Origin of the sequence: Pseudomonas sp. IT-93MI4 (assembly GCF_949767635.1) — a bacterium.
Classification (GTDB): Bacteria; Pseudomonadota; Gammaproteobacteria; order Pseudomonadales; family Pseudomonadaceae; genus Aquipseudomonas; species Aquipseudomonas putida_A.
Map to the genome: position 1 here is coordinate 15439 of NZ_CATKPP010000002.1, position 26345 is coordinate 41783.

General features: G+C 55.6%; 22 protein-coding genes and 1 pseudogene. 10 read left to right on the top strand and 13 right to left on the bottom strand.

Annotated elements, in window-relative coordinates; all coding sequences use genetic code 11:
• The first annotated feature begins 7 nt into the window (after positions 1–7).
• Positions 8–2902, top strand: coding sequence for a ribonucleoside-diphosphate reductase subunit alpha (locus ACM6I7_RS01015; RefSeq protein ID WP_047599692.1), 2895 nt, complete (start codon positions 8–10; stop codon positions 2900–2902).
• A gap of 171 nt (positions 2903–3073) precedes the next feature.
• On the opposite strand, the gene ACM6I7_RS01020 is transcribed toward ACM6I7_RS01015, so the two are convergent.
• From ACM6I7_RS01020 to ACM6I7_RS01050, 7 genes are all read right to left on the bottom strand, one after another.
• Positions 3074–6331: a beta strand repeat-containing protein gene (locus tag ACM6I7_RS01020; protein ID WP_414887809.1), complete on the bottom strand. Its 3258-nt coding sequence runs from the start codon at positions 6329–6331 to the stop codon at positions 3074–3076.
• A gap of 261 nt (positions 6332–6592) precedes the next feature.
• Entirely contained in the window at positions 6593–7924 is a 1332-nt protein-coding gene (gene flgE / locus ACM6I7_RS01025) for a flagellar hook protein FlgE (protein WP_096796809.1), read from the bottom strand.
• Between the two features lie 30 nt (positions 7925–7954).
• Positions 7955–8683, bottom strand: coding sequence for a flagellar hook assembly protein FlgD (gene flgD / locus ACM6I7_RS01030; protein ID WP_096796810.1), 729 nt, complete (start codon positions 8681–8683; stop codon positions 7955–7957).
• Positions 8684–8698: 15 nt separating this feature from the next.
• Positions 8699–9142, bottom strand: a complete 444-nt coding sequence (flgC, locus tag ACM6I7_RS01035) for a flagellar basal body rod protein FlgC (RefSeq protein WP_003227217.1) — start codon at positions 9140–9142, stop codon at positions 8699–8701.
• 3 nt (positions 9143–9145) lie between these two features.
• Complete coding sequence (flgB, locus tag ACM6I7_RS01040) at positions 9146–9553, bottom strand: flagellar basal body rod protein FlgB (protein WP_007917581.1); 408 nt, start codon at positions 9551–9553, stop codon at positions 9146–9148.
• 365 nt (positions 9554–9918) lie between these two features.
• The gene (cheR, locus tag ACM6I7_RS01045) at positions 9919–10746 is read right to left on the bottom strand and encodes a protein-glutamate O-methyltransferase CheR (RefSeq protein WP_007963053.1); all 828 of its coding nucleotides are present in this window, start codon (positions 10744–10746) and stop codon (positions 9919–9921) included.
• Positions 10747–10792: 46 nt separating this feature from the next.
• A complete protein-coding gene (locus ACM6I7_RS01050) occupies positions 10793–11725 on the bottom strand; it encodes a chemotaxis protein CheV (protein WP_041074300.1) in 933 nt (310 codons plus the stop codon).
• An 82-nt stretch (positions 11726–11807) separates the two neighbouring features.
• Between ACM6I7_RS01050 and flgA the strand changes: the two genes are divergently transcribed.
• The 4 genes from flgA (at position 11808) to ACM6I7_RS01070 (ending at position 14411) form a co-directional block, all read left to right on the top strand.
• Entirely contained in the window at positions 11808–12569 is a 762-nt protein-coding gene (gene flgA, locus ACM6I7_RS01055; protein WP_027612276.1) for a flagellar basal body P-ring formation chaperone FlgA, read from the top strand.
• 160 nt (positions 12570–12729) lie between these two features.
• Complete coding sequence (gene flgM / locus ACM6I7_RS01060) at positions 12730–13056, top strand: flagellar biosynthesis anti-sigma factor FlgM (RefSeq protein ID WP_007917589.1); 327 nt, start codon at positions 12730–12732, stop codon at positions 13054–13056.
• Positions 13057–13104: 48 nt separating this feature from the next.
• Positions 13105–13572, top strand: coding sequence for a flagella synthesis protein FlgN (locus ACM6I7_RS01065; protein ID WP_027612275.1), 468 nt, complete (start codon positions 13105–13107; stop codon positions 13570–13572).
• A gap of 92 nt (positions 13573–13664) precedes the next feature.
• On the top strand, positions 13665–14411 hold the full coding sequence (locus ACM6I7_RS01070) for a flagellar brake protein (protein ID WP_027612274.1): 747 nt from the start codon (positions 13665–13667) through the stop codon (positions 14409–14411).
• 178 nt (positions 14412–14589) lie between these two features.
• Here the strand turns inward: ACM6I7_RS01070 and ACM6I7_RS01075 are convergent, their stop codons facing one another.
• The 5 genes from ACM6I7_RS01075 to ACM6I7_RS01095 form a co-directional block, all read right to left on the bottom strand.
• Positions 14590–15969: an MFS transporter gene (locus tag ACM6I7_RS01075; protein ID WP_336840340.1), complete on the bottom strand. Its 1380-nt coding sequence runs from the start codon at positions 15967–15969 to the stop codon at positions 14590–14592.
• A 69-nt stretch (positions 15970–16038) separates the two neighbouring features.
• Positions 16039–17280: a glutamine synthetase family protein gene (locus ACM6I7_RS01080; protein ID WP_414887864.1), complete on the bottom strand. Its 1242-nt coding sequence runs from the start codon at positions 17278–17280 to the stop codon at positions 16039–16041.
• A 200-nt stretch (positions 17281–17480) separates the two neighbouring features.
• Positions 17481–18173 carry a sensor histidine kinase gene (locus ACM6I7_RS01085; RefSeq protein ID WP_027612271.1) on the bottom strand — a complete coding sequence of 231 codons (693 nt, stop codon included), beginning with the start codon at positions 18171–18173 and terminating at the stop codon, positions 17481–17483.
• The gene (locus ACM6I7_RS01090) at positions 18170–19774 is read right to left on the bottom strand and encodes a tetratricopeptide repeat-containing response regulator (RefSeq protein ID WP_047295822.1); all 1605 of its coding nucleotides are present in this window, start codon (positions 19772–19774) and stop codon (positions 18170–18172) included. Before ACM6I7_RS01090 ends, ACM6I7_RS01085 begins: the two co-directional genes overlap by 4 nt.
• Before the next feature lie 81 nt (positions 19775–19855).
• A complete protein-coding gene (locus tag ACM6I7_RS01095) occupies positions 19856–20227 on the bottom strand; it encodes a hypothetical protein (protein ID WP_336840346.1) in 372 nt (123 codons plus the stop codon).
• A 139-nt stretch (positions 20228–20366) separates the two neighbouring features.
• On the opposite strand from ACM6I7_RS01095, the gene ACM6I7_RS01100 reads away from it, so the two are divergent.
• Positions 20367–21029, top strand: a complete 663-nt coding sequence (locus ACM6I7_RS01100; protein ID WP_330206590.1) for a DUF4145 domain-containing protein — start codon at positions 20367–20369, stop codon at positions 21027–21029.
• Between the two features lie 127 nt (positions 21030–21156).
• On the opposite strand, the gene ACM6I7_RS01105 is transcribed toward ACM6I7_RS01100, so the two are convergent.
• Complete coding sequence (locus tag ACM6I7_RS01105; protein WP_336840348.1) at positions 21157–22014, bottom strand: restriction endonuclease; 858 nt, start codon at positions 22012–22014, stop codon at positions 21157–21159.
• A 503-nt stretch (positions 22015–22517) separates the two neighbouring features.
• Between ACM6I7_RS01105 and ACM6I7_RS01110 the strand changes: the two genes are divergently transcribed.
• From ACM6I7_RS01110 to ACM6I7_RS01125, 4 genes and pseudogenes are all read left to right on the top strand, one after another.
• The gene (locus ACM6I7_RS01110; protein ID WP_330206592.1) at positions 22518–23996 is read left to right on the top strand and encodes a PIN-like domain-containing protein; all 1479 of its coding nucleotides are present in this window, start codon (positions 22518–22520) and stop codon (positions 23994–23996) included.
• Positions 23997–24575: 579 nt separating this feature from the next.
• A pseudogene (locus tag ACM6I7_RS01115) lies at positions 24576–24746 on the top strand (tail assembly protein); the annotation flags it as partial.
• Between the two features lie 182 nt (positions 24747–24928).
• Entirely contained in the window at positions 24929–25774 is an 846-nt protein-coding gene (locus ACM6I7_RS01120; protein ID WP_330206593.1) for a GAF domain-containing protein, read from the top strand.
• On the top strand, positions 25771–26187 hold the full coding sequence (locus ACM6I7_RS01125; RefSeq protein WP_330206594.1) for a hypothetical protein: 417 nt from the start codon (positions 25771–25773) through the stop codon (positions 26185–26187). The genes ACM6I7_RS01120 and ACM6I7_RS01125 overlap by 4 nt, the downstream gene beginning before the upstream one ends.
• Positions 26188–26345: the final 158 nt, after the last annotated feature.

Consider the following 26345-nt stretch of genomic DNA (forward strand, 5'->3'; position numbering starts at 1 on the left):
ACCCCCCATGCAAACCGACACAACTCGCGAGAACCCGCAGGGCACCTTGCCGCAGGCCGCCGATTCGAATTCGGATCTGGCCGCCACCGCGCCTGGTCAACTGCGCGTGATCAAGCGCAATGGCACTGTCGTTCCTTACACCGATGACAAGATCACCGTCGCTATCACCAAAGCGTTTCTCGCAGTTGAGGGCGGCACCGCTGCCGCTTCGTCGCGAATCCACGACACCGTTGCCCGCCTGACCGAACAAGTCACCGCGACCTTCAAGCGTCGCATGCCTTCGGGCGGCACCATCCACATCGAAGAGATCCAGGACCAGGTCGAACTAGCCCTCATGCGTGCCGGCGAGCAGAAAGTCGCTCGTGACTACGTGATCTACCGTGACGGCCGCTCGAAAGAACGCGCTGCCCACGCCCCGGTCGAAGCGGCAGTCAATGCGCACCCGTCGATCCGCATCACCCGTGCCGATGGCAGCCTCGCGCCGCTGGACATGGGCCGCCTGAACACCATCGTCACCGAAGCCTGCGAAGGCCTGGCTGAAGTCGACGGCGACCTGATCCAGCGCGAAACCCTGAAAAACCTGTACGACGGCGTGGCCCTGAACGACGTCAACACCGCGCTGGTGATGACCGCGCGTACCCTGGTTGAACGTGAGCCGAACTACTCGTTCGTCACCGCCCGCCTGCTGATGGACACCCTGCGTGCCGAAGGTCTGGGTTTCCTGGGTGTGGCCGAGAGCGCCACTCACCACGAAATGGCCGACCTGTACGCCAAGGCACTGCCGGCTTACATCGCCAAAGGTATCGAGTTCGAACTGCTGAACCCTGTGCTGGCCACCTTCGACCTGGAAAAACTGGGCAAGGCGATCAACCACGAGCGCGATCAGCAATTCACCTACCTGGGCCTGCAGACCCTGTACGACCGTTACTTCATCCACAAGGATGGCGTGCGTTTCGAACTGCCGCAGATCTTCTTCATGCGCGTGGCCATGGGCCTGGCGATCGAAGAGAAGCAGAAAGAAGACCGTGCGATCGAGTTCTACAACCTGCTGTCCTCGTTCGACTACATGGCTTCGACTCCGACCCTGTTCAACGCCGGCACCCTGCGTCCACAGCTGTCGAGCTGCTACCTGACCACCGTTCCGGACGACCTGTCGGGCATCTACCACGCGATCCACGACAACGCCATGTTGTCCAAATTCGCTGGCGGCCTGGGCAACGACTGGACCCCTGTGCGCGCCCTGGGTTCGTACATCAAAGGCACCAACGGCAAGTCGCAAGGCGTGGTTCCGTTCCTGAAAGTGGTGAACGACACCGCTGTAGCCGTTAACCAGGGTGGCAAGCGCAAAGGCGCTGTGTGTGCCTACCTGGAAACCTGGCACATGGACATCGAAGAGTTCATCGAACTGCGCAAGAACACCGGTGATGATCGTCGTCGTACCCACGACATGAACACCGCCAACTGGATCCCTGACCTGTTCATGAAGCGTGTCTTCGATGACGGCAAGTGGACCCTGTTCTCGCCTTCCGAAGTGCCGGACCTGCACGACCTGACCGGTAAAGCCTTCGAAGAGCGCTACGAGTACTACGAAGCCCTGACCGAGTACCCGGGCAAGGTCAAGCTGTTCAAGACCATCCAGGCCAAAGACCTGTGGCGCAAAATGCTCTCCATGCTGTTCGAAACCGGCCACCCATGGCTGACTTTCAAAGACCCGTGCAACCTGCGTAGCCCGCAGCAGCACGTCGGCGTGGTTCACAGCTCGAACCTGTGCACCGAGATCACCTTGAACACCAACAAGGACGAGATCGCCGTTTGCAACCTGGGCTCGATCAACCTGCCGAACCACATCGTCGACGGCAAGCTGGACACCGCCAAGCTGCAACGCACCGTGAACACCGCCGTGCGCATGCTCGACAACGTGATCGACATCAACTACTACTCGGTGCCGCAAGCGAAGAACTCCAACTTCCGCCACCGTCCGGTCGGTCTGGGCATCATGGGCTTCCAGGACGCGCTGTACCTGCAGCACATCCCTTACGGTTCCGACGCTGCCGTCGAGTTCGCCGACAAGTCGATGGAAGCGGTCAGCTACTACGCGATCCAGGCGTCCTGCGACCTGGCAGACGAGCGTGGTGCCTACGAGACCTTCAACGGTTCACTGTGGTCCAAAGGCATCCTGCCACTGGATTCGCAACAGATCCTGATCGAGCAACGTGGCCAGAAGTACATCGACGTTGACCTGAACGAAACCCTGGACTGGGCACCGGTTCGCGCCCGTGTACAGAAAGGCATTCGTAACTCCAACATCATGGCCATCGCACCGACCGCGACCATCGCCAACATCACCGGCGTATCGCAGTCGATCGAACCGACCTACCAGAACCTGTATGTGAAATCGAACCTGTCGGGCGAATTCACCGTGATCAACCCGTACCTGGTTCGCGACCTCAAGGCGCGCGGTCTGTGGGACTCGGTCATGATCAACGACCTGAAGTACTACGACGGTTCGGTTCAGCAGATTGAGCGCATCCCGCAAGAACTCAAAGAGCTCTACGCGACCGCGTTCGAAGTGGACACCAAGTGGATCGTTGACGCCGCCAGCCGTCGTCAGAAGTGGATCGACCAGGCCCAGTCGCTGAACCTGTACATCGCCGGCGCCTCGGGCAAGAAACTCGACGTGACCTACCGCATGGCCTGGTACCGTGGTCTGAAAACCACTTACTACCTCCGTGCCCTGGCCGCGACCAGCACCGAGAAGTCGACCATCAACACCGGCAAGCTGAACGCTGTTTCCAGCGGCGGCAACCACGGCGACGATTCGGTTCTGGCAGCTCCGGCAGGTCCAGCTCCAGTGCCAAAGGCTTGCGCGATCGACGAGCCGGATTGCGAAGCTTGCCAATAAGCTGAGCCGGGCCAGGCGTCGCGAGACGCCTGATGCTTCCAGGCAAAAGAAAACCCCCGACAGACTTCTGGTTTGTCGGGGGTTTTCTTTTGGCAACCTAAAAAAACGGCAAAAAAAACAGCGAGACCTGAATACAGGCTTCGCCGTTTTTTTATGTGTGCAACGCCTTTGTCAGACTGCGAAAGACTCCATCATCGCTTGCCCTACGACAGGAATGGTGAAGGACTCACCGTTGTTGGTGAAAAAGGTTTCAATGGTGTTCCCCCCCTTGTACCAGTCTTTCAGGAATACGCCGGAGTCCAGGTTGCCGCTTTGCAGATCGGCGGCATTGAAGATGTAGGCGCCAAGGTCGTTCTGAACAATCCGCACATCACTGACACTTTGAATATTCTTGAGGGTGACGGTATCTACCCCCGAAGTGCCTGTGTCCTGGATGCCGACCATGGTTTTCGAGAACACGACATAGGTGTCACCGCCCTCTCCACCGAAGGCATCTCCAGAGCCGCGCAAGTTCAACGTATCAACGCCTGCACCACCCTGGAGTTCGTAGCCGTAACCGGTACCCGTCAAGGTATCGTTGCCGTCGCCACCATAAGCAATCCCTGCCGACACGGTTATGTTGTCGTTGCCAGCCTCGCCATAGAGAATGCTGCCAGTATCTTCATCGGCACTGCGCATGGTGTCGTTACCATTGCCACCGTAAAGCGTATCGGCCTGGACGCCGCTGATAGCGAGCAGTCCAAATGCACCGATATCAGTGGCAGTGCCGCCATAGATAAAGTCATCGCCTTCGCCACCATAGATGACATCGTTACCCGCTCCACCCTCAAGCTTGTTCGAATAGGCATTGCCTGTCAGCGTGTCATTGAATGACGACCCCATCAGATTATCGATGTTGATCAGTACGTCACCTTGAGCGTCGCCACCTGCGGCAGTGCCATCCAGCAAATTTATCTGAACGCTGCCAGTACTGGTCAAGTACCAGGCGCCATCACCTCGACCCACACCCGTCAGTAGATCGGCGCCAGCGCCACCTACGAAATTCTCCGCAGCTGCCGCACTTCCGGTAAAGCTGTCGGCTTGCGCAGTGCCTTGGTATATCTCGATCGAGGTGTAAATATCGCCAGCGGCCGCCCCCGTCAAAACAGGCGCCCCCAAATCAAGGGTGATACCTGCAGTTTCGTCAGCAAAGCTCACCATATCCATGCCGCTACCACCGTCGAAGCGGTTTATACCCGCATCCCCGACAAAAGCATCACTGAAATTCGAACCACTGATTGCTTCAATACTGGTGTAAACATCGCCAGCAGCAATTCCGGTATGTATCCCGGTTTTAGTGTTGAGGCTCACGCCCTTGTCGGCATCGGCATAACTGACCGTATCAAAACCATCTCCGCCATTGAGTTGGTCCGCCCCTGCACCACCGAACAACGTGTCATTTCCGGCACCGCCAGTGATGATGTTGTCGGAAGCATTACCACGACCGATGAAGTTGCCGACGCCGGTAAAGGTCAGACGCTCGACTTCGTTGGCCAGGGTAATGGTGTTCAGCGTGGTGCGGACTTCGTCATCACCGCCACCGGCCATTTCCACCACGTTCTGGCTGGCCGAACCGTTGATGATGTACACGTCATTGCCAGCACCGCCGTAAAAAGCCGTGGTACCCAGTGATGCCATGAACACGTCGTTGTAGTTCGAGCCGATGATGGTTTCAAAATCGGAGAACGTATCGCCCTGAGCGTCGCCGCCCAAACCGGTACCCGAACGTGCAGCGGTCATGGTGATGTTGACGCCTTGCTCCGACTGCGAGTAGCTCAGCCGGTCGTTGCCATTGTAGCCATCGAGATTGTCGGCAGCAGCGCTGGCAAAGAACGTATCGTCATAATTTGAACCACGGAAACTCTCGATCCCGACAAACGTATCGCCCGCTGCATACCCGGTATGCACACCCGTCTTCAGGTTCAGGGTTACCGCAACGCTGTTGGGTACGTCTTCATAGCTGGCAATATCGAAACCTGCGCCGCCAATCAGCTGGTCGGCGCCTGCGCCCCCCATCAGGATGTCGTTGCCGGCACCGCCGGTAATGACGTTGTCGGAAGCATTACCACGACCGATGAAGGTGCCGGAACCGGTAAAGGTCAGACGCTCGACCTCATTGGCCAAGGTGATGATGTTCAGCGTGGTGCGTACTTCGTCATCACCGCCACCGGCCATTTCCACCACGTTCTGGCTGGCCGAGCCGTTGATGATGTACACGTCATTGCCAGCACCGCCGTAAAAAGCCGTGGTACCCAGCGATGCCGTGAACACGTCGTTGTAGTTCGAGCCGATGATGGTTTCGAAATCGGAGAACGTATCGCCCTGAGCGTCGCCGCCCAGACCGGTACCCGAACGTGCAGCGGTCATGGTGATGTTGACGCCTTGCTCCGACTGCGAGTAGCTCAGCCGGTCGTTGCCGTTGTAGCCATCGAGATTGTCGGCAGCAGCGCTGGCAAAGAACGTATCGTCATAATTTGAACCACGGAAACTCTCGATCCCGACAAACGTATCGCCCGCTGCATACCCGGTATGCACACCCGTCTTCAGGTTCAGGGTTACCGCAACGCTGTTGGGTACGTCTTCATAGCTGGCAATATCGAAACCTGCGCCGCCAATCAGCTGGTCGGCGCCTGCGCCCCCCATCAGGATGTCGTTGCCGGCACCGCCGGTAATGACGTTGTCGGAAGCATTACCACGACCGATGAAGGTGCCGGAACCGGTAAAGGTCAGACGCTCGACCTCATTGGCCAAGGTGATGATGTTCAGCGTGGTGCGTACTTCGTCATCACCGCCACCGGCCATTTCCACCACGTTCTGGCTGGCCGAGCCGTTGATGATGTACACGTCATTGCCAGCACCGCCGTAAAAAGCCGTGGTACCCAGCGATGCCGTGAACACGTCGTTGTAGTTCGAGCCGATGATGGTTTCGAAATCGGAGAACGTATCGCCCTGAGCGTCGCCGCCCAGACCGGTACCCGAACGTGCAGCGGTCATGGTGATGTTGACGCCTTGCTCCGACTGCGAGTAGCTCAGCCGGTCGTTGCCGTTGTAGCCATCGAGATTGTCGGCAGCAGCGCTGGCAAAGAACGTATCGTCATAATTTGAACCACGGAAACTCTCGATCCCGACAAACGTATCGCCCGCTGCATACCCGGTATGCACACCCGTCTTCAGGTTCAGGGTTACCGCAACGCTGTTGGGTACGTCTTCATAGCTGGCAATATCGAAACCTGCGCCGCCAATCAGTTGATCGGCGCCATCGCCGCCGATCAACAGATCATTACCATCGCCACCATTCAAAACATCATTTCCCGCCAACCCGCGTATCTGATCATCGCCCGCAGAACCGATCAGATTATCGGCACCAGCGGTCCCGTTGATTATCGCCATTACATCGTCCTTGTGTTTTTGTGTTGGAAACTACGTTGAAAAACCTGGTAGGAGCTTCCTGATTTCCATATCGCCGTACAGTGTCCTGGCTCAATGAAGCAGGTTGTGCGAAGTTTTGACGCCAAGGTCCCTTACCGGGCAGGGCTGCAACTTCCACACCATAAATTCAGACAAACGGTACGATCGTGAATATGTTTAACCACAAGCATAAAAAAACCGACGCTCAAGGCGTCGGCTTTTTCATGAAGCGGGTAAACCCAATCAGGTCATCTGAATGATGGTCTGCATGATAGTGCTCTGGGTCGAAATGGTCTTGGCGTTCGCCTGATAGTTGCTCTGGCCCTTGATCAGATCCACCAGCTCGTTGGTCAGGTTAACGTTGGACTCTTCCAGCGAGTTGGACGCGATCGAACCCAGCGTACCGGTTTCCGGCGCATCGTAACCCGGGATACCCGAGGCAAAAGTCTCTTTCCAGCTGGTACCGCCGACCGCCTGCAAGCCTTGTTCGTTGGTGAAGCTGGCCAGCGCAACCTGGCCGATGGCCTTGCTCTGGTTGTTGCTGAAGTTGGCGAACAACGTGCCTGTGCCGTCGATGGTCAGGTTGGTGATCTGACCAGTGGCGTAACCATCCTGAGTCGGGATCGAACGGGCGGTGTCAGCGTTGAACTGAGTGGTCTTGGCCATGGATATGGTCACGCCATTGGTGTTGGCAGACGCGCCGTTTGGCGTGAAGGTGCCGTTGGTCACGGTACCCGGTACCCAGCCGGTCAGCTTCAGGTCGCTGCTGATGATCGGCTTGGTCGGATCTGCCGGGTTAGGCGTGCTGACCTGAGTGAGATTGCCCGAACTGTCGAACGTCAGTGTCGAAGCAGTCGGGGCGGTCTTGGTTGGATCGCTGCCGGTTGCATCTGGATTGCGCCCGTCCACCAGGGTGTAGACTTTCCAGGTGTTTTGGCCGGTTTTCACCATGTACTGATCCATGACGTGCGAGTTGCCCTGAGAGTCATAGATAGGCGTGCTGAAGGACTTGGTGTAGGTTTCGAGTTTTGCCGGGTCGAACTTGCCTGCCGCGGCTGTGTCGTCGATCACGGGTGCCGACGAGTTCAGGTTGATGCTTGAAGTCACCAACGAAGTCGATTTCGGCGCCAGGTTTGAAGTGTCGATCTTCAGGTCGGTCAACACACCGTTGATGATCTTGCCGTTAGCGTCCACACCGTAACCTTGCAGACGCGAGGTGTAGTCAGTGTTGGTGATGAAACCGGCATTGTCGACCTTGAACGTACCGGCACGGGTGTAGGTGATCGCGCCGTTGTTGCTCATGGTGAAGAAACCGGAACCGTTGATACCCATGTCCAACACGTTGCCGGTGTTGTTGATGTCACCCTGAGTGAACTGCTGGGACACGTTGGCCAGGCGCACGCCGTTGCCGATGACCTTGCTGCCGCTACCCAGGCGAGTGGCCGAATAGACGTCTTCGAATTCTGCACGGGACGATTTGAAACCGGCGGTCGCGACGTTGGCGATGTTGTTGCCGGTCACGTCCAGTTGTTTGTTGGCTGCATAGAGACCGCTAAGGCCGATATTGAAAGACATATTCCACTCCTTTGTGCCGGTTAGTCGGCTCTATATACCAATGGTTTGTACTTTGGACAGGGCGACGGTGCCCTTGCCGGACAGGTTGAGCATCAGCTCGCCACCGGTCTGGCTGATGGTCACGCTGTTGACCGTGGCTGGCAGGTAGGTCGCCAGATCGGTCGCGGTGCCATTGATCGAGGCGTTGGCTTTGACGGTGTAGGTCCCGGTCTTCACCAGATTGCCATCCTTGTCCTTGCCGTCCCAGGTGAAGCTTGCGCTGCCTGCGGCGCGACTGCCCAGATCGATGGTGCGAACCACCGTGCCGCTGCTGTCGGTAATGCTGACGGTGCCACCGGCAATCGACGACGGCACGGTGACCGAACCGGTCATGCCTTTGCTCGGGTCGTCCAATTGAACGGTGTTGGTCTGCACGATCACGTTGCGGCCAACCAGCGACGACGCCTGCAGGGCTTGCGAGGAGCTGTAGTTGCCGGCCAGCGAACTGACGGTGCTGTTGAGGGTGGTGATGCCCTCAAGACTGCTGAACTGCGCCAACTGTGCTACGAAGGCGCTGTTGTCCTGCGGATCAAGCGGGTTCTGGTTTTTCAGCTGGGTGACCAGCAGTTGCAGGAACGCATCCTTGCCCAGGGCTTTGCCGCCAGTGGCGCTGTTGGTGGCCGAAGCAATGCCACCGGTGGTCGTACTGCTCGTTTTCTTCGAGGAGTTCGCCAGGATGTCATTCATGCTCAGGCTGCTGGTGGTATCGGTAACGCTCATGGCAGTCGCCCCTTATTACTGACCGAGGGTCAGTACCTTCTGCATCATGGTTTTGGCGGTGTTCATCATTTCGGCGTTGGTCTGGAACGAACGGCTCGCGGAAATCATGTCAGCCATTTCTTCCACCACGTTGACGTTCGGGTAGTAGACGTAGCCTTTGGCGTCAGCGGCCGGATGGTTCGGCTCGTAACGCGCTTCGAGGTTGCTCTGGTCTTCGACCACGCCAAGTACCTGCACGCCCTGCCCTGCGGCGTCCTGGCTCTGGAACAGCGAGTTGCTGCCACTGTTCTGGCCGCCTTGGAACATGGTGGCAAACACCGGGTGACGGGCGCGGTAGGTCTGGTCGATGCTCGACGAAACGGTTTCGGCGTTGGCGATGTTCGAAGCCACGGTGTTCAGACGCGTGGTTTGTGCGCTCATGCCGCTGCCGGCAATGTTGAAAACGCTGGACAGGGACATGGATTACTCTCCGCGCAGGGCTGACACCAGCCCTTTGAATTTGCTGTTGAGCAGGGTGAAGCTGGCCTGGAAGCCGACCGCGTTTTCCGCGTAGTTCGACTGCTCAAGCTGAGCGTCAACGGTGTTCTGGTCGATCGAAGGCTGCATCGGCGTGCGATACATCAGCGACTCGTCGCCATTGCCCAGGCCTTCAGCTTCGATGTGACGGCTGTTGGTCATGTTCAGGGCGATGGTGCCGTTGGCGTTCTTCTGGGTCTGTGCTTCAAGCACTTTGGAGAAGTCCAGATCCCGAGCCTTGTAGTTCGGGGTATCGGCGTTGGCGATGTTGTTGGCCAACACTTCGGCACGCTGGGCGCGGAAGCCCAGTGCCTTTTCGTGAATGCCGAGCGCTTTATCGAAGCTGATGCTCATGTCGGGAACCTTCGGGTGACCGGTTTTTCGTACCTGAGCTTTAGCAAGCGCCGTGCCAAACAGAACAACCCCCGTAAACCGGGGCTTTGCGAGGAGTCGGCAAAGCGGCAATGCCAGAAAAGCGGCAACCGGTTTCCGCTGGCTGCCGCTTTTCTGCCGCTTGTAACTGGCAACGACTATCCAATGTGGGAGCGGGCTTGCTCGCGAAGGCGTCGTGTCAGTCGACATTTGCTTTGACTGGCATACCGCATTCGCGAGCAAGCCCGCTCCCACATTGGATTGTTGTAGGCTCAGGGAAATCATCAGGCATAAAAAACGGGAGCCCCCTAAGGACTCCCGTTTTTTTTATGCCTGCCGCTTTTGAATCACTTCGCCTGGTAAATGATCCCCGGGCTGCACTGGACCATCTGGTAATGATCCGGCAAACCGTTCAGCGCTTCGGACGCGCCAAGGAACAGGTACCCGCCCGGCTTCAATGTGCTGTGAATGCGCAACAGGATGTCTTTCTTCACCTCGGCGGAGAAGTAGATCAGCACGTTGCGGCAGAACACGATGTCGAACTTGCCCAGACTCGCGTAGCTGTCGAGCAGGTTGAACGAACGGAATTCCACCCGGTTCTTGATCGGCGCCTTGATCACCCAGCGCCCCGGCCCTTTCGGGTCGAAGTAGCGCTGCAGACGATCGGCGGACAAACCGCGACCGATCGCCAGGCTGTCGTACTCGCCGGTCTTGCAGTTGGTCAGCATGCTGCCGGACAAGTCCGTGGCAACGATCTGCACGCCCATCTTCAACTGACCGAGGTTGCTGCGCTCGAACTCGTCGATCGACATCGACAGCGAATACGGTTCCTGACCCGACGAGCACGCCGCCGACCAGATCCGCAGACGCTGGTTGGGACTGGCCTTGATTGCCTCGGGCAGCACCTTGTTCTTCAAGACTTCAAACGGATAGGTGTCCCGAAACCACAGGGTTTCGTTGGTCGTCATGGCATCGACCACCTGCTCACGCAAACCGCTGCGCGGCTGGGTCTGGATGCGCTGTACCAGCTCACCCAGGGACTTGATGCCTTGCTGCTCCATCAGTTTGTTGAGACGGCTCGAGACCAGGTACTGCTTGTTTTCACCGAGCAAAATGCCACAGGCTTTTTCCAGGAAGACCCGGAACTGTTCGAAATCCAAATTACCCGTAGACAATGATGCCGCCTCTTAAATCGTGTTGACCGCCAGGGACAAAAGGTCCCTAGCTGATATCTGCTGCTTTGATCCGGTCGACTACCCGGGATGCCAGGTCATCAGGACGGAATTTGGCCAGGAAGTCATCGGCACCGACTTTCTTGACCATCGCCTGATTGAATACCCCCGACAACGAAGTATGCAGGATGATATGAAGCTTTTGCATGCGCGGGTCGCTGCGGATCTCCGCCGTCAGGGTGTACCCGTCCATCTCCGGCATCTCGATGTCGGAAATCATCATCAGGAACTCTTCTTCCGGCTTCTTGCCCTCATCGACCAGCTTGCGCAGGTAATCCAGTGCCTGCTTGCCGTCGTTCAGCGCCACCACTTCGACCCCGACCGTCTGCAGGCAACGCGTGACCTGCTTGCGCGCCACCGACGAGTCATCGACCGTCAGCACCCGCAGCGACAACGCCTTGCTCTGGGTTTCGACATCGACCACGCCGACCGAAATCGCCTCGGGCGTCGGCGCGACTTCCGCCAGCACCTTCTCGACATCGATGATTTCGACTAACTGATTGTCGACCCGAGTCACAGCGGTCAGGTAGTGATCGCGCCCGGTGCCCTTGGGCGGCGGATGGATCTCTTCCCAGTTCATGTTGACGATGCGCTCCACCGAGCGAACCAGGAAACCCTGGGTCTTGGTGTTGTACTCCGTGATGATCACGAACGGACTGTTCTTGTCTTTCAACGCCCCGGAACCGGTCGCCATTGCCAGATCAAGGATCGGAATGGTCGCCCCCCGGATATTCGCCACCCCGCACACGACAGGACTGGACTTGGGCATCAACGTCAGCGACGGGCATTGCAGCACTTCCCGCACCTTGAACACGTTGATGCCGTAGAGCTGTTGACCGTCGAGACGGAACAACAACAGCTCCAGGCGATTCTGCCCTACCAGTTGCGTGCGCTGGTTCACCGAATCCATTACACCAGCCATGCCCAGACTCCTACACCAACGCCAAGTGTTGTTGCGACGCACATTCATTGCTAAACGGCACGGCGCTTGCTTTTTAACTCGTATGAACGCTCAAACGACATTTTTCCGACGCCTGACCTCCCGCACCCGCAAAGCGCTGTGCGCGGTGTCTGCCGTCTGCTTCTTCTTCGCTGGCAGCCCTGCCGGTGCTGATACGGTTACCTTGCCTGACATGCTTATCGGCGTCACCCAAGGCTTTCTTGAGTTCACCGTAGAAGACTATCTGGCTACCAGTCAAACGGAAGGCCGCTACGAAATCGAGGTCAACCAGCTCGACCCGCGTATGCGCATGCCTATGTGCGACAAGGAATTGACAGCGTCGCTGGAGAGTCCGGCCCGTCCGCTGGGCCGGGTTACGGTCAAGGTCCGGTGCGAGGGAAGCTCGCCGTGGACGGTGTTCGTGCCCGCTCAAGTCCGCCTGTTTCGCGAGATTGTTACCACCACCCGCCCGCTGAAACGCGCCGGAATTATCGAGCCGCAGGATGTGACCTTGCGTGAACGCGACATCAGCCAGATCAATCAGGGTTTCCTGACGTCGGTGGATGAAGCCATCGGGCAGAAATTGACCCGACCAACGGTCGCCGATCAGGTGATTACCCTGGTGCATCTGGAACAGGCTGAAGTGGTGCGCAAGGGTGATCAGGTGGTCATCATCGCCCGCAGCGGTACACTCGCTGTGCGCATGCCCGGCGAAGCCTTGGCCAATGGCGGTTTGAAAGAACAGATCCGGGTGAAAAACCTCAATTCCAACCGGGTGATCAAGGCGCAGGTCATCGCGCCGGGCCAGGTGGAAGTGGCCATGTAAAACGCTCAGGCAGAAAACTGGCGCCGGCCTCGATGCTTCCCTAAACTGTGCCGCAGCAGAACACGCTTCGGCACATGCAGCTCATTGCAAAGTGAGCCTAAAGTTTTCCAGGGAATGGCCGAGAACATGGCAAGCGTCCAAATTCCCAGAGGTTTTTAACATGGTCATCGATTTCAGCCGTTTGAACAGCTCCTCGTCACTTACGGGCAGTACACGTACCAGCAACGCCAAGGAAACCGCCGAATCCGGCACCTCCGCGCCGCTGAATACCCAGGCCGAAACGGCCAGTACCGCAAAAAGCGGGGAATCGGTACACCTCAGCAATGAGGCTCAACAGTTGCAGAAGGTCACTGACAAGCTGCGCGATCAGCCTGCCGTCGACAAAGCCCGGGTGGCCGAGTTGAAAGCAGCGATTGCCGATGGCAGCTATAAAGTCGACAGCAACCGTGTAGCCAGCAAACTGCTCAACTTCGAAGCCCAGCGCTAGGCTTTTGCCGGCGCCAGGCTTTTGGACGCTTAAAACCCAAGGCCAGCCATGCACGACACTAATTTATTGCAACTGATCACCGACGACTTTGCTCCAGCTCAACAATTGCTGGAGTTACTGCAAACCGAGTCCCTCGCTTTGCACGGTCGTGACATGCCATTGCTCGAAGACATTCTGGCGCGCAAACAGGCATTGATCATTCTGCTTGAACAGCATGGCCGCAAGCGCAGCGAAATCCTTGCCAGCCTCAACCTGCCGCTCGACCGTCAGGGCCTGGAGCAACTGGCCAGCCAGTCGAGCATTGGCGATCAGTTGCTGTCCCAGAGCGATGTACTGACCGACCTGATTGCCCAGTGCCAGGCCGCCAATGTGAAAAACGGCCAGTCGATCCAGATTCAGCAGGCCGCCACGGCCAATCAACTGAAAATCCTCACCGGGGGCGAGCCGCCAGCGTTGTATGACGCCTCGGGCACTTTCGCCAAACCCACCAAGCCGCGTACGCTCAGCCAGGCGTGAGCCATTCGATGTGCCTGCACTATCAACCCGCGAAACATGCTGGCAAAATGCTGGCTAGTCGTAGTCAAATTTTGTCTGGAGATTGAGAAAACGTGCCAAACGCCCTAAGCGCGGATGATAGTCCGCAGCCACCAAAGGTGCTGACCACGCCCCTGGAAATCTCCAGCAACCTGCGCCAGCTGCAAGAAAGCCACGATCCGCTGATCATCACGTTCCACGAGCGCAGCCAGCGCTTTCAGAGCTACCTGATCAAGGTCGACCGCGAAACCGCAACGATTGCCCTGGACGAAATGATCCCGCGCGATGGCGAGCGCTTTCTGCAGGCGGGCGAACCGTTCAAGGTCGAAGGCTTCCACGAGGGCGTGCGCATCGCCTGGGAATGCACCGGTAAGCTGAACATTGAAGAGTCCGAGGGCGATCGCTTCTACACCGGCGAACTGCCGACCGAAGTGGTTTACCACCAGCGCCGCAACGCCTTTCGTGCAGCCCTGAAGCTGACTGACCTGGTCAGCGTCGAACTCGGCGGCGAAAAGCTCAAGGCGCCGATCAACGGCAAACTGCTGGATATTTCCGCCACCGGTTGTAAGCTGCGCTTTGAAGGCGACATCACCGACCGCCTGCAACTGGGCCAGGTCTACGACCGCATGATCGCCACCCCGCTGTTTGGCAATCAACCGATCTCGGTCGAACTGCGTTATCTGCACTTCGAAGAAAAGCTCAACATCACCTTCGCCGGCCTGCGTTTCCACAACATCAGCGGCCAGGCGGCGCGCAACGTCGAACGCTTCGTCTATCAGTTGCAGCGTGAAGCACGCCGGTTCGATAAAGACGATCTGTAATTCCTACAGGCAAATAGAAAGGGCAGTCCTTGGCGGGACTGCCCTTTTTTATGCGCGATTTAATCTCGCGGCGACTGGAGATCCATTGTGGGAGCGGGTTTGCTCGCGAATACGGCCCGACATTAAAAATTGATGCTGGCTGACACGCCGCCTTCGCGAGCAAGCCCGCTCCCACATTTCAGGGTCTGGCCCCACTGATGTCCGGTGCTGGTTTATCCCCCTCATCAGCCGGATCAGTTTCCACCGCCGCTTCAGCAGGCTGCACTTCGGGTTCCGGCTCCGGTTCTGGCGTAACCGTGGTCTGCATCTGCTCCTGCACCACCTGCTCATCCACTCGCGGATCGAGTGCTGCAACCAACGGCGAGCTGGACATGCTGTCCGGCATCGCCACGTGATGCAGCGGTGCGTCGTCGACCTGATGCAGATTGGTCACCGCTTTCGGGCGGATGCGCCACACCAGCACCAGCGCGAAGAAACTGAAAAACGCGTACAGGCTCTGACTGCCGAACAGCTTCATCAGCACCCCGGCCAGCAGCGGGCCGATGCTCGCGCCAACCCCGTAGGTCACCAGCAGCATCGCCGTCAGCGACACCCGGCGATCGCCCTCGACGTGGTCGTTGGAGAACGCCACCGCCAGCGGATACAGGCAGAACTGCACCAGCGAACACATGAACCCGACGACAAACAGAACTTCCAGCGGCACCTGCGGCAGGATCGCCAACGGCAACGCCGCCACGGCCAGGAACCCGGCAAAACAACGGATCAGCAGCGCCCGGTCATAACGGTCGGACAACCAGCCCAACGGCCACTGCACCAGCAGCCCGGCAAAAATGCAGCTACCCATGAACAGACCGACCTGCTCGGTCGACAGCCCCTGCTGCGACGCATACAGCGGCGCCAGACCGTAGAACGAGCCGATGATCAGACCAGCACCGAGCACCGTGCTCAACGATTGCGGCACGCGCTTGATAAAGAAGCGCGGTTCCATCGGTGCCGGATGCAGCGGCGCCGGGTGAATCCGGCGGGTCAGCGCCACCGGCACCAGACACAGGGCAAAACACAGCGCGACCAGCATCAGCAGCTCCAGGCCGAGGCCCGGGTGCATGACCAGAATCAACTGACCGAGCACCAGCCCCAGATACGAAGCGATCATGTAGCCGCTGAACACCAGCCCACGCTGGTTGGCGTCGGCCTGCTCGTTGAGCCAGCTCTCGATCACCATGTATTGGCACATCATGCCCAGACCGACGATGGTCCGCAGCACCAGCCATGCCGGCAGCCAGTCGACCAGGCCATGCCCGAGCACCGCCGCGCCGACGATCCCGGCACACGCCGAATAAGCGCGAATGTGTCCGACCCGGGCGATCAAGCGGTGACCAATCTTGCCGCCCAGCACCAGGCCGAAATAGTTGGCCGCCATCAGCGCACCGACCCACAGTCCGTCGACATGGTCAGCAGCCAGGCGCAATGCCAGATAAGTAGATAGAAGGCCCGAGCCGATCAACATCATCAGCGAGGCGAAATACAGCGCTCGAAAGGATTTCCAGATTTGGCGCATCGGCGTTCCGAGCGGCTCCTTGCAGTGAGTATCGGACTATCAAGACGATAGCCCGACGGCGACAGTTAGTCAGGCCTGGGCTGCTAGAACACGCCGTTCCCAGGGAGTGATTTCATCAAAGAAGCTGGTCAACTCCATGGTCTTCGAAGCGATGTAGCCTTCGATGAACTCCTGTCCGAACAGTTCCCTGGCCAATTGGCTACGTTTCAGACGCTCGAGCGCGGCATGCAAGGTACACGGCAGCGAAAGATTCTCCGGCACTTCGAATTCGCCCTGAATCGCCGCAGTCGGTTCCAGCTCATGCTCGATGCCATGCAAGCCGGCGGCCAGACTCGCGGCAATCGCCAGATACGGGTTGGCATCGGCGCCAGGCAAACGGTTTTCCACGCGTCGAGCCACCGGCGAACTGGCCGGAATCCGCAACCCTGCGGCGCGGTTGTCATGGGACCAGCAGGCATTGTTCGGCGACGCATACGGGTGACACAGACGCTGATAGGAGTTCACGTTCGGCGCGAACAGCGCTGTGAAATCAGCCATGCCCGCCTGCTGCCCACCGATGAAATGGCGGAACATCGCCGTCGGCTGGCCATTCTCGTCACTGAACACGTTGTTGCCGGTGGCGATCTCGACGACGCTCTGGTGAATGTGCATCGAACTGCCCGGCGTGTGCGCCAGCGGCTTGGCCATGCACACTACGCTCAGACCATGCTTGAGCGCGACTTCCTTGAGCAGGTGTTTGAACAGGAAGGTCTGATCGGCGAGCAACAGCGGATCACCGTGCAGCAAGTTGATCTCGAACTGGCTGACGCCCATTTCATGCATGAAGGTATCGCGCGGCAGACCGAGGGCTGCCATGCATTTATAGACTTCGCTGAAGAATGGCCGCAGGCCATTGTTGGAACTGACACTGAACGCCGACTGCCCATCCTCGCGACGCCCGTCGAGGCCGACTGGCGGACGGAACGGCTGGGTCGGATCAGTGTTCGGCGCGAAGACGAAGAATTCCAGCTCGGTCGCCACTACCGGGGCCATACCGCGTGCGGCGTAACGGGCGATGACTTTCTTGAGTTGGCCACGGGTCGACAGGTTGGAGCTTTCGCCGCTCAGTTCGTCGGCATCGCAGATGGCCAGGGCACGTGGCTCGTCGCTCCATGGCAGGGGATGGATCATGCTCGGCTCGGCCACCAGCGCGAGGTCGCCGTCATCGCTGCCGTAAAACCGCGCTGGCGGATAACCGCCCATGATGCATTGCAGCAGCACTCCCCGCGCCATCTGCAAACGCCGCCCTTCGAGGAAACCCTCGGCGGTCATCACCTTGCCGCGCGGCACGCCGTTCAAATCCGGCGTGACACATTCAATCTCATCAATGCCGGTCAGTCGCTGCGCGAGTGAACGCTGGCCATCGGTTGTCATGACGCAATCCTTGTTATTGTGCGAGCCGCAAGCGGCGACCCGTACAAAATAGGCTCCGGCTGTTCGGAATATCAAGCAGCGTCAAACAAAAACCCGAGTCACGGCAGATAAAGGCTGAACACCCCGCCACCCAATGGTCCGCCATTGCGAATCTCGGTGTGCCCGACCACGCCATTGCGCTGATGCAACGCAGCAATCCGGTTGGCGAAATACAGACCCAACCCGGTGCTGCCGCTGCCGTGATTGATGCCCTGCACGTAATCAGCCTGACGCTCGAGCATCGCTGCCGGGTAACCGTCGCCGTCATCGTTGATGCTCAACACCAGTTGCCCGGCCTCGTCGCTGACGGTAATCAGCAGCGACTCGCGGGCATAACGAATCGCGTTGTTGATGCAGTTGCCCAATACCGACGCCACCAATTCGCGATCGAAGAAACCCAGCGGGCTCAGCGGATCAACTTCGTAGGTAGCAATGATCCCGCGACTGGCGAACACCTCTTGATGCGCGGCCAGTTGCGCCTCAATGAAATCATCCAGCTCGTGATACGCCGGTTGCAGCGGCAACTGGTTGACGCCAAGTTTGTACAGCCCGAGCAACTGCACCAGCATGCCGTTGAGGTGGGCGAACTCGAAGTCGATCACACCCTGCTCCGCCCCACCGCGTTGCGCTTCGGGCAAGCGCGCCAGCCATTGGCTGTGGGCTTGCATCAGCATCGCCAGCGAGTTCTTCATGTCGTGAACGGTGGAGGCGATCACCGTGGAAAAATCCAGCGCCTGCTCGTCTTGGTTCATTCGCCAAACGCCTTGCTTTTCAGCTTCTGATAACGCGCATAACGCGCGTCGGTGTCGGGCATCAGGCCGACCATTTTCAGGCAGGCCCGACATTCTTCCAGCTCCGCCGACGGCACACTGGTGTCGGTGCCGTGCAGCAGCGACTGGGCCATGTTCAGCGCGATACTGATGTTCTTCGGTTGCATCTTCAGCGCCTTGCGGAACACCTCGCGGGCCTCCACCAGGTTGCCGGTCTTGTACACGCGCACGCCCTGACGGTTGAGGTCGGCGGCAGCGTTGCTCGAACTGAGGATAGTCGGGTCGTCGGTGAGCTTGGCGATGTCTTTCATCACCGCCGGATCGTCACCGTAGATCTCCGCACAGCTCTTGAGCATCGAAGTGCCTGCCTCGGCCTGACCGAGCATCTGCAATTGCTTGGCGACCAGCAGCGCCGCTTCAGGGCTCATGAACTGTTCCATGCCGTCGAGGCGCATCAGCGCTTGTTCGGTGAGCTTGTCGGCGGTCTCGGCATCGTTGAGCAGCAGACTGGTGGCCTTCATCAGCCGCGCACGAATCTGCAGGCCGGGGTCAGACGGGTTCTCTTTGGCGACGGCGCTGAGCGTGGTGTTGATCTCCAGCCGCGTGCGCGTGTCGAGCCCGCGCTCACTGCCCTTGCTGATCAAGGCATGGGCCAGGCCGAGGTTGCTTTCCGGGTCCTTGAACCGCGACTGCGCGCCCTGCGCCACCGCCTGACGATAGGCCCGGGACGCGGTGTCGAAATCCTCGTTGGCCATCGCCAGTTTGCCGAGCAACGCCTGCCGGCGCACCGCCAGCGGCGACAAACGAATCGCCTCTTCCAGCACCCGCTGCGCGCCTTTGGTATCGCCCTCGGCGACCAGCACATCGGCCATGCCGTCGTACAGCGCCGGCATCATCGGGAACACTTTCAGCGCCTTTTCGTAAACATCTTTGGCCTGCGCCACTTGCCCACGCTTGAACAGCAACTTGCCCAGCCCGGCAAACGCCCACGGCAATGGCCGGTCAGCGATGATGCTGTCATAGAGGCGTTCGAGCGCTTCGTTCTGGTTCATGTCGCGCAGCGCATCGGCGCGATAACGCAGGCACAGCGGCGAATAACGGATGTCCTGCTTGCACAGCGCAATACAGGCATTGAGCACCTCGACCGGCTTACCGCGATCAAGGGCTTGCAGAATCGGTTTGAGCAACGTCTTGCGCTGCTCCAGACGCTCCAGGCGCTGCGCCAGACCGGAGCGATTGAACGGCTTGGTCAGGTAAGCATCCGGCTCATGCTCCAGGGCACTGAGCACCATCGCCTGACTGGTCTCGGCCGTGACCATGACAAACACCGCTTCATGGCTGATGAGCTTTTCCGACATCAAGTCTTCCAGCACCTGCTGGCCGTTCTTCTTGCCGTCGCCGAGGTGGAAATCCTGCAGGATGAAATCGTAGGACTTCTGCGCACACATCTTCAGCGCCTGCTCGCCGGTATCGGCGGTATCCACATCCTTGACCCCCAGTTCACGCAGCATCGAGCGTACGGAACTGCGGAAATCCGAGAAATCATCGACGATCAGAAAACTCTTTTGGTGATACGACAGCATCGAAGATTTCCAGGCAATTGAAGTAGGTGAACCGGGGGCGTTTTCACAGGCGCGCTGATGATAGCTGGAGGCCAAATGCTATCAAGCGATTTCGCGCGAGTCTGAGGCCGCCGAATGAGTTATCGGCAAGGGGTGGGGTTCTCTGAAGTGGGTGTTCAAGATTCCTTGAGGATAATGAAGCTGTCTGGCTGAACGATTACCGGTAAGTGCCAGACTCCGATAAGCCAACCGCAAGCGCATAAAATAGCCCCGAAAGGTGGCCCTGCTCGAGGCTTTTTGGGTGGACGCTTTTAGCATCCGGAACTGATGGTGTCCCAGGGCAGGTTCGAACTGCCAACCTTCCCCTTCGTGAATCCATACCGTGGTGCGCTTATAACCTGCCGCTTTCTGGCGCTCTGCAAAGTCTCGCTGACGATCCGCCCCCGTGCGCTTGCCTTTGTCCTCAACTTCCATACCAGACTCCTGTTAGTGCTGACGCAAGAGCAGGGGTGCAAAATAATTGCAGCCATATGAATGCTCATTGAGAGCCGTCTTGCTCCCACGAGTCACACAGGCCAAAATCGGCCATCACACATGGAGCGGTATGATTTAGATGACGGCACTACTCGCGAAGCGCTTTGTTGAGCTCGATGAACAGTTACAAGCTGTGCAAACCGGCGTCGTCACTCTACGCAATCCTTACGACGGCAGAGACTATGAGGACCTTGATTCCGAAGTACTTCTGAGCTGGGGGGTAAAGGTAAAATCCCTTTTCGAGCGACTTGGCGCAGGAGCATCTAGCCAACTACAGATGTTCATAGACGCAGAAAAAAAACTCGGGTTGGAGTTCAATGGCAGCCGCCTAAAACGTATGAGAGCAGTCTTCCACGCAACCAAGGAAGATTTCGAAGGCGGCTACCTCATTTCTTTCCGGAATCTTGTACAGGCAGAGGTGTTCACCAACGAGCTTGAGCAAGCGGAGGAGCTCCTCAAGTCGGGATACGCGACAGCAGCGGCAGTCATTGCTGGAGTTGTGCTCGAAACGACTTTGCGCGATCTGTGTACTACCCTGGAGCTAGAGCACGGCAGCCTCAACAAAATGAACGATGACCTGGCTAAGGCCGGCGCATACAACGCGAGTCAGAAAAAACGGATCACAGCTTTGGCAGCAATCCGCAACAGTGCAGCCCATGGAAAGCCAGAAGAGTTCACGGCCGCAGACGTAAGGGGCATGATTGATGACGTTGAGCGCTTTCTCACAACAAATCTTCAATGACCAAGCAACTCTAAGAGACGCGCTTGATGGGAGTATGCAGGGGATGATAGATGCGAGCAGCACTGCCGCATCTCTCCGATGCATTCTGTTTCCAATACATTACGCTCACCTAGTACCCCTCCGCCGCTCACTTCCAGTCCCTCACAATTTTGTCCCTAAAAATCGCCGTAGAAGACCCTTTATGTATATATTCAATCACTCCAATCAATTCTTTTGAAAAGTCGATTTGCATTAAATCATTGTGTGGCTCTGAACGCCAATAATCGACTTCGTACGACACTAGTTTTAATCTAAGCCCATTAGTTATCAAATACGCCTCCTCAAAAGCTTCCGCATGAGTTAAGTCACCATACCTACCATCTGATTTAGCATCTAATCTGGATGCTAGCTCATAAAGCGAATACGCATCTGCACCTAACACATCCTCGATAAATATTTCAGTATTCAAACCAGAAGAAACAAGCTTGACCCCCTCCCCTACTGGATTTTTCCTTAACCACTCACCATCTACCTTAGGTCTGAAATCGGTAATTCTTGGGCAAGGAGTTATACAAAAATTTATATTGATTTCACGAACTAGTGGATTACCATCACTATCAATCCAGTCATCATCCCTTTGCTCTCGAACGATCAGCAAATCGATTCTATTATGTTTTGCTTTTTGCTCCGCGCCGCTTTGATAGCCAGTCTTAGTTGCAAAAACCGGTTTCAAATCCGGTATATCGCGTATTTTCCCTATCAGAGCATCTATTTTCTCTATCGACACTCTTGACGCATAGTCCTTACACTCAATAATAGTTTTATACACAACACCAGCGAGTTCATACTCCCAATACAAATCAAATTCTCGCTCGACACCAAAATTATCTATGATTTTTTTATTTCGCTCGACCTTTATAGTTTTTTGATCAGAAAACTTTTCGGAATCCAACATAGCTTGCTGAAGATTCTGAACGAAAATTTCATAATCTCTTCCATCGGACATCAAAGAAACTCCTAGAGATTTTTGGTTGGGTTAATGGCCCGACCGATTTATATTATCAGCAAAAATAAATAGCGACTCTCGACACGCTGTATGCCGTTGCCTCCATTAGAAATTCGATGTGTTCTCACTGTGCCAGTTATAACGGAAGGCTCAAGCATCTGACGTTGCACGAAGATAGCAAGCACCTATCGCGTCCTTTCCCTAGGTACGGGCCAACGTAACGATGCGGACAAGCGCCCGGTTGCAGTCAGTCTCCGAAGCCTTCTGCTCGGTCAGTGCAGGCTGACCGCCAATGAACAACATGAATATCCAGTGGGTTAGCATTCACGACCCTTCAGTGATTTTTCTGAAAATGTAGTTCAATCGACCTTGAGTGGAACAGTGCGACTCGGTCAGTTTAGCTGAGAACGTGCGTGGGGCGCTTTCCACGCTGGTCGAGAACCTAGACTTTATCAGGAAGGGAATTGCTGAGCTGACCGTGTCAGGCTGATTTCGCGGATCGGATGCAATCTTTACTGCTGGCACCTTTCGACAATCGTACGAAAAGCCTGCAAGATGATGCCATTTCAATGGCCACCCACGCATTTGGGTGTCAATCGCCTGGAGGGCACATGAAGGGACTCTTTCCACAATACGATGCATCGACACAGATTGACTTCAAATCTGCATGGAAAGAAGCAGTCTTTGTGTTCGACACTAATGTGTTGTTGAACCTGTATCGTTATCAGGAAAACACTCGAGACGAATTACTTTCAGTATTGCAAGAACTATCTGAAAAAATATGGATACCATTCCACGTAGCATTGGAATTCCAGAGAAATAGACTCACAGTAATTACAACACAAGGAAAAAAATTTTCCGAAGTAAGAAAAAGTATTGAAAAAATCAAGAGCGCCGTTGCTGCAGAAGCCGCCAGATTGAACCTTGCAAAGCGGCACACGTTGATTGACTTTGACTCTTTGACTGTGGAGTTTGACAACCTAGCCCAAAAATTTCTGGAGCAACTAGATAACTCGCAAAAAACACAGCAAAAGTTAACCGCACCAGACATCCTAAAAAATCGAATTGAGGATCTCTTTGAAAATCGTGTCGGACCATCTCCAGTCGATCAGAAAACTGTTGATGATCTATTCAAGGCTGCTGAGCAACGTTACAAATTCAAAACCCCACCTGGCTATATGGATAGCAAAAAGGACGAGGATTCTCCAGACGAGTTCGTACACTCAGGCATTGTGTACAAACGCAAGTATGGGGACTACCTAATCTGGACGCAGCTTCTGGACTTTGCAAAATCTCAAAACAAAACGAAAATTATATTCGTAACAGATGACGCTAAAGAAGATTGGTGGCTTAAGTACAATCTTGAGGGAACGAAAACCATTGGACCTAGACCAGAACTAATCGAGGAAGCCAGCTTAATAGGTGGCATAAGCACCTTCATAATGTATAACCCTGAAAGCTTCATGCAATACGCGCAAGACTTTTTGAAGACAGAAATATCAGAGACTACACTAGAAGATGTTCGTGACACCTCAATAGAAAATATTATACGAAAAGAAAGCTACAAAGAGTTTCTAACAAACGCGATAGCTAATAAAAACATGATGCATAGCTGGATTCTTTCTCTTGGAGGAACTCCAGTCCCGGATGATAAATTTGATTTATTGATCGAGCACTCCAACTACAGAAGCGGATATGAAACAAGACCCTTCACGATCAGTCGGGCCATATTTAAATCATCTATAAAGATGATTACAGAGTCAGCTAACAGACACATAAAAGATGGGACCGTGCAGACTTATACAATGGTATTTTCTGTGCGCTCTATATCAGAAATAAATGAACTATTAGATTTGCTGCACGAGTATCCGGTGGAGGGTATATCTGACACTTTATTGATAGCCATCGGTGTGATTGAGGATTCGAGTGAGACCTTCGCTCCTTTCCTGAGCGGTAAATACAACGATTTTGCCGGCAGATAAGCTCCAGACAGCAGGCTGGAGCAGGCGTATGAAATTGTGATCATGGCCCACATTTGAGCCATCCGAACCAAAGTGGGATTTTCTCACGTTGCCCTGTCCGCGAACTGCCGAGGATTTCTCGGTAGTTCGAAACCCCTCATATCCGAGGTATTTCCCCGCTGGGGGAAGACTCATCCAAATCTGGATCATCAAGTACGCGACACGTTTTCAGATCCCGCGAAACGTGTCGCTACACCTGCCCTACCGCAATGGGATGGCAGGTCCAGCCCCCAATGGGGGTTGGGCCGCTCAACTTTCCCCGTTGGGGGAGTGTTCCTCAAATTGAGGAAGTCCCACCACTCTCCAGTGCACGCCCCCGCACCCGACCTCAGATTGAGGATAAATCGTTCGCCTGAGCTGCTGTATCACTTTGCCTTCCCCCGACTTACTGCTACAAAAAATCCCTCTTCCGATCCGCCAAAACCAACTATTTCAGTTCCGTTTAATCCGGTTATGTGTATCACCTGAGGTGCACCCTAAAAACACTGGATAAGATCATATAATTCTTAATGTGGGTTTGAAGCCAACTCAAATCCCATCGAGGCTACCGGTCTCAAACAAAGCTCATCGCCGGAAAATGCTCCGTCCTACGCCTTCGGTAGTGCTAAGAACACAACCGCCAGCGTCAACCCTTTGCCGATCTGCATCTGCGAGCGCAGGCGGGGCGGCATAATCATCTCCGCATCGATCCATGCGGAGGACAAGTCGTAGCAGTGCCTGCGATTGAATAAATTGAGTATTTTTCGCTATGAAATTCGAATTTTACGCCACACTGAAGCAATACATGCTGGCGCAATAGCAATCACAAGCACCGCGATTTGTTTGAGCTTGAACGCACAAGACTACCCAATGAGGGTGGCATAGCCGTCGAACACTACAGGACTGAAGATCCTATGAAGGGATTTGGCGCAACGAGAAAGCTTATCTATAAAGCCTCCGAACTGGTATATGCAGCGGCAGTGTTCACCTCCGCTGTAATGGGGGTAGCTACGGGATCAGATGTTGAGTCGGGCTGGCTAAAAAACAGACCAATTGTTGTAAGAGTGGTTGAGTTCTTGCAGGAATATGCCATACCAATTTACGCGACGATCTGCGCCTTGGTTATCCTAAGTTATTTCCACCGCAGACGCGGTGACCCGTGGATTTGGGAAAAACTTAAATTCATTCTGGATGAATATCAAGGTAAGGCTTTCACTAAAGATCCAGATGACGCGACCGACCACCATCGAGTTACTCTATTCCAACACAAAAAGAACTGTCTTTTCGTTCGTCACTGGAGTTCAAATTCAATACTAAAACCTTGGGGAACAAAATCACCTTTCTCCGACTACTTAATACCTGTTCTACGGTCCGGCCATCTTTCTCAGAAATCATCAGCCGTGTTTTACACATCCGATAGTAGCGATGACTGTGAAAGCGTGGCGGCAAAAGCTTGGACAAGCAATCAAGTGGTGGTTAAGGAAAATTTACCATCGATCAATAGCGGAACGCCAAAGTCTCGAGACATCATCACTTATGCCAAAGCGACATATAGCACCCGTGAAATGGTCGAAAAATATATAAAAGCCCGCCGGCCAATGCCCCGCTCGATTGCGGCCATTCCCATCATGGTCTCTGGAACGATCTGGGGAGTGATTGTCCTTGACAGTCGACTCCCGAATGGTGTGACTGCAGATTCAGTGCTAAATTATGATTTGACAGTAGCATTGGTTGGTCAACTTTTGGAGAAAGCGCGATGAGCACGGGTTGGATTAGCATTTCTCAAAAAGATATAAATCAGCCAAGCAAGCATGAAGAGTTCAACGGATCTAAAACCCACTTTATGCTTTCACCATCTGATGTACCGATTGCGTATAGATCCAATCGAGAAAATATCGATGCAAAAAACTTTGTTTTTCACATCGAGTTTCGCTATTTATCCCAATCTGAAACACTCAAAAACATCAGATTGCCCGGGGACTTAGAAATTTCTATTGGGACCAAAAGCAAAAGAATATATTCAATCTCCATGCAATTAAATAGAGAGCTTTTGCCAGAGATTAGCGATCTGGATTCGTACATTGAATCCAAGATCGGACATGAGCCTGGACAATTCAGCGGTGGAAATCGAGATGCTATCCGCCGAGTGTTGATGACCAACGATATCGCCTAATCCCCCCCTCTCACCTAGCGGGCTGACGCAGATCAGTCCGTTATGAGTATGCCTGAGCTGATACACGCAAATTCGTCTTTATTTGCGCAATCTCCTTGATAAGTGACACTCAAAGTGCAACAGTATTAGTAGAACACCTTAACTGATACGGACAGCAC

Bases quoted from the DNA above. Each gene is read 5' to 3' on its own strand.
- ACM6I7_RS01125 (WP_330206594.1), top strand. From the start codon at position 25,771: ATGAGCACGGGTTGGATTAGCATTTCTCAAAAAGATATAAATCAGCCA.
- flgA (WP_027612276.1), top strand. From the start codon at position 11,808: ATGAACGCTCAAACGACATTTTTCCGACGCCTGACCTCCCGCACCCGC.
- ACM6I7_RS01120 (WP_330206593.1), top strand. From the start codon at position 24,929: ATGAAGGGATTTGGCGCAACGAGAAAGCTTATCTATAAAGCCTCCGAA.
- ACM6I7_RS01110 (WP_330206592.1), top strand. From the start codon at position 22,518: ATGCAATCTTTACTGCTGGCACCTTTCGACAATCGTACGAAAAGCCTG.
- flgE (WP_096796809.1), bottom strand. From the start codon at position 7,924: ATGTCTTTCAATATCGGCCTTAGCGGTCTCTATGCAGCCAACAAACAA.
- ACM6I7_RS01080 (WP_414887864.1), bottom strand. From the start codon at position 17,280: ATGACCGCCGAGGGTTTCCTCGAAGGGCGGCGTTTGCAGATGGCGCGG.
- ACM6I7_RS01015 (WP_047599692.1), top strand. From the start codon at position 8: ATGCAAACCGACACAACTCGCGAGAACCCGCAGGGCACCTTGCCGCAG.
- flgD (WP_096796810.1), bottom strand. From the start codon at position 8,683: ATGAGCGTTACCGATACCACCAGCAGCCTGAGCATGAATGACATCCTG.
- flgM (WP_007917589.1), top strand. From the start codon at position 12,730: ATGGTCATCGATTTCAGCCGTTTGAACAGCTCCTCGTCACTTACGGGC.
- ACM6I7_RS01100 (WP_330206590.1), top strand. From the start codon at position 20,367: ATGACGGCACTACTCGCGAAGCGCTTTGTTGAGCTCGATGAACAGTTA.
- ACM6I7_RS01065 (WP_027612275.1), top strand. From the start codon at position 13,105: ATGCACGACACTAATTTATTGCAACTGATCACCGACGACTTTGCTCCA.
- ACM6I7_RS01095 (WP_336840346.1), bottom strand. From the start codon at position 20,227: ATGGAAGTTGAGGACAAAGGCAAGCGCACGGGGGCGGATCGTCAGCGA.
- ACM6I7_RS01050 (WP_041074300.1), bottom strand. From the start codon at position 11,725: ATGGCTGGTGTAATGGATTCGGTGAACCAGCGCACGCAACTGGTAGGG.
- flgB (WP_007917581.1), bottom strand. From the start codon at position 9,553: ATGAGCATCAGCTTCGATAAAGCGCTCGGCATTCACGAAAAGGCACTG.
- ACM6I7_RS01020 (WP_414887809.1), bottom strand. From the start codon at position 6,331: ATGGCGATAATCAACGGGACCGCTGGTGCCGATAATCTGATCGGTTCT.
- ACM6I7_RS01105 (WP_336840348.1), bottom strand. From the start codon at position 22,014: ATGTCCGATGGAAGAGATTATGAAATTTTCGTTCAGAATCTTCAGCAA.
- ACM6I7_RS01075 (WP_336840340.1), bottom strand. From the start codon at position 15,969: ATGCGCCAAATCTGGAAATCCTTTCGAGCGCTGTATTTCGCCTCGCTG.
- ACM6I7_RS01090 (WP_047295822.1), bottom strand. From the start codon at position 19,774: ATGCTGTCGTATCACCAAAAGAGTTTTCTGATCGTCGATGATTTCTCG.
- flgC (WP_003227217.1), bottom strand. From the start codon at position 9,142: ATGTCCCTGTCCAGCGTTTTCAACATTGCCGGCAGCGGCATGAGCGCA.
- ACM6I7_RS01085 (WP_027612271.1), bottom strand. From the start codon at position 18,173: ATGAACCAAGACGAGCAGGCGCTGGATTTTTCCACGGTGATCGCCTCC.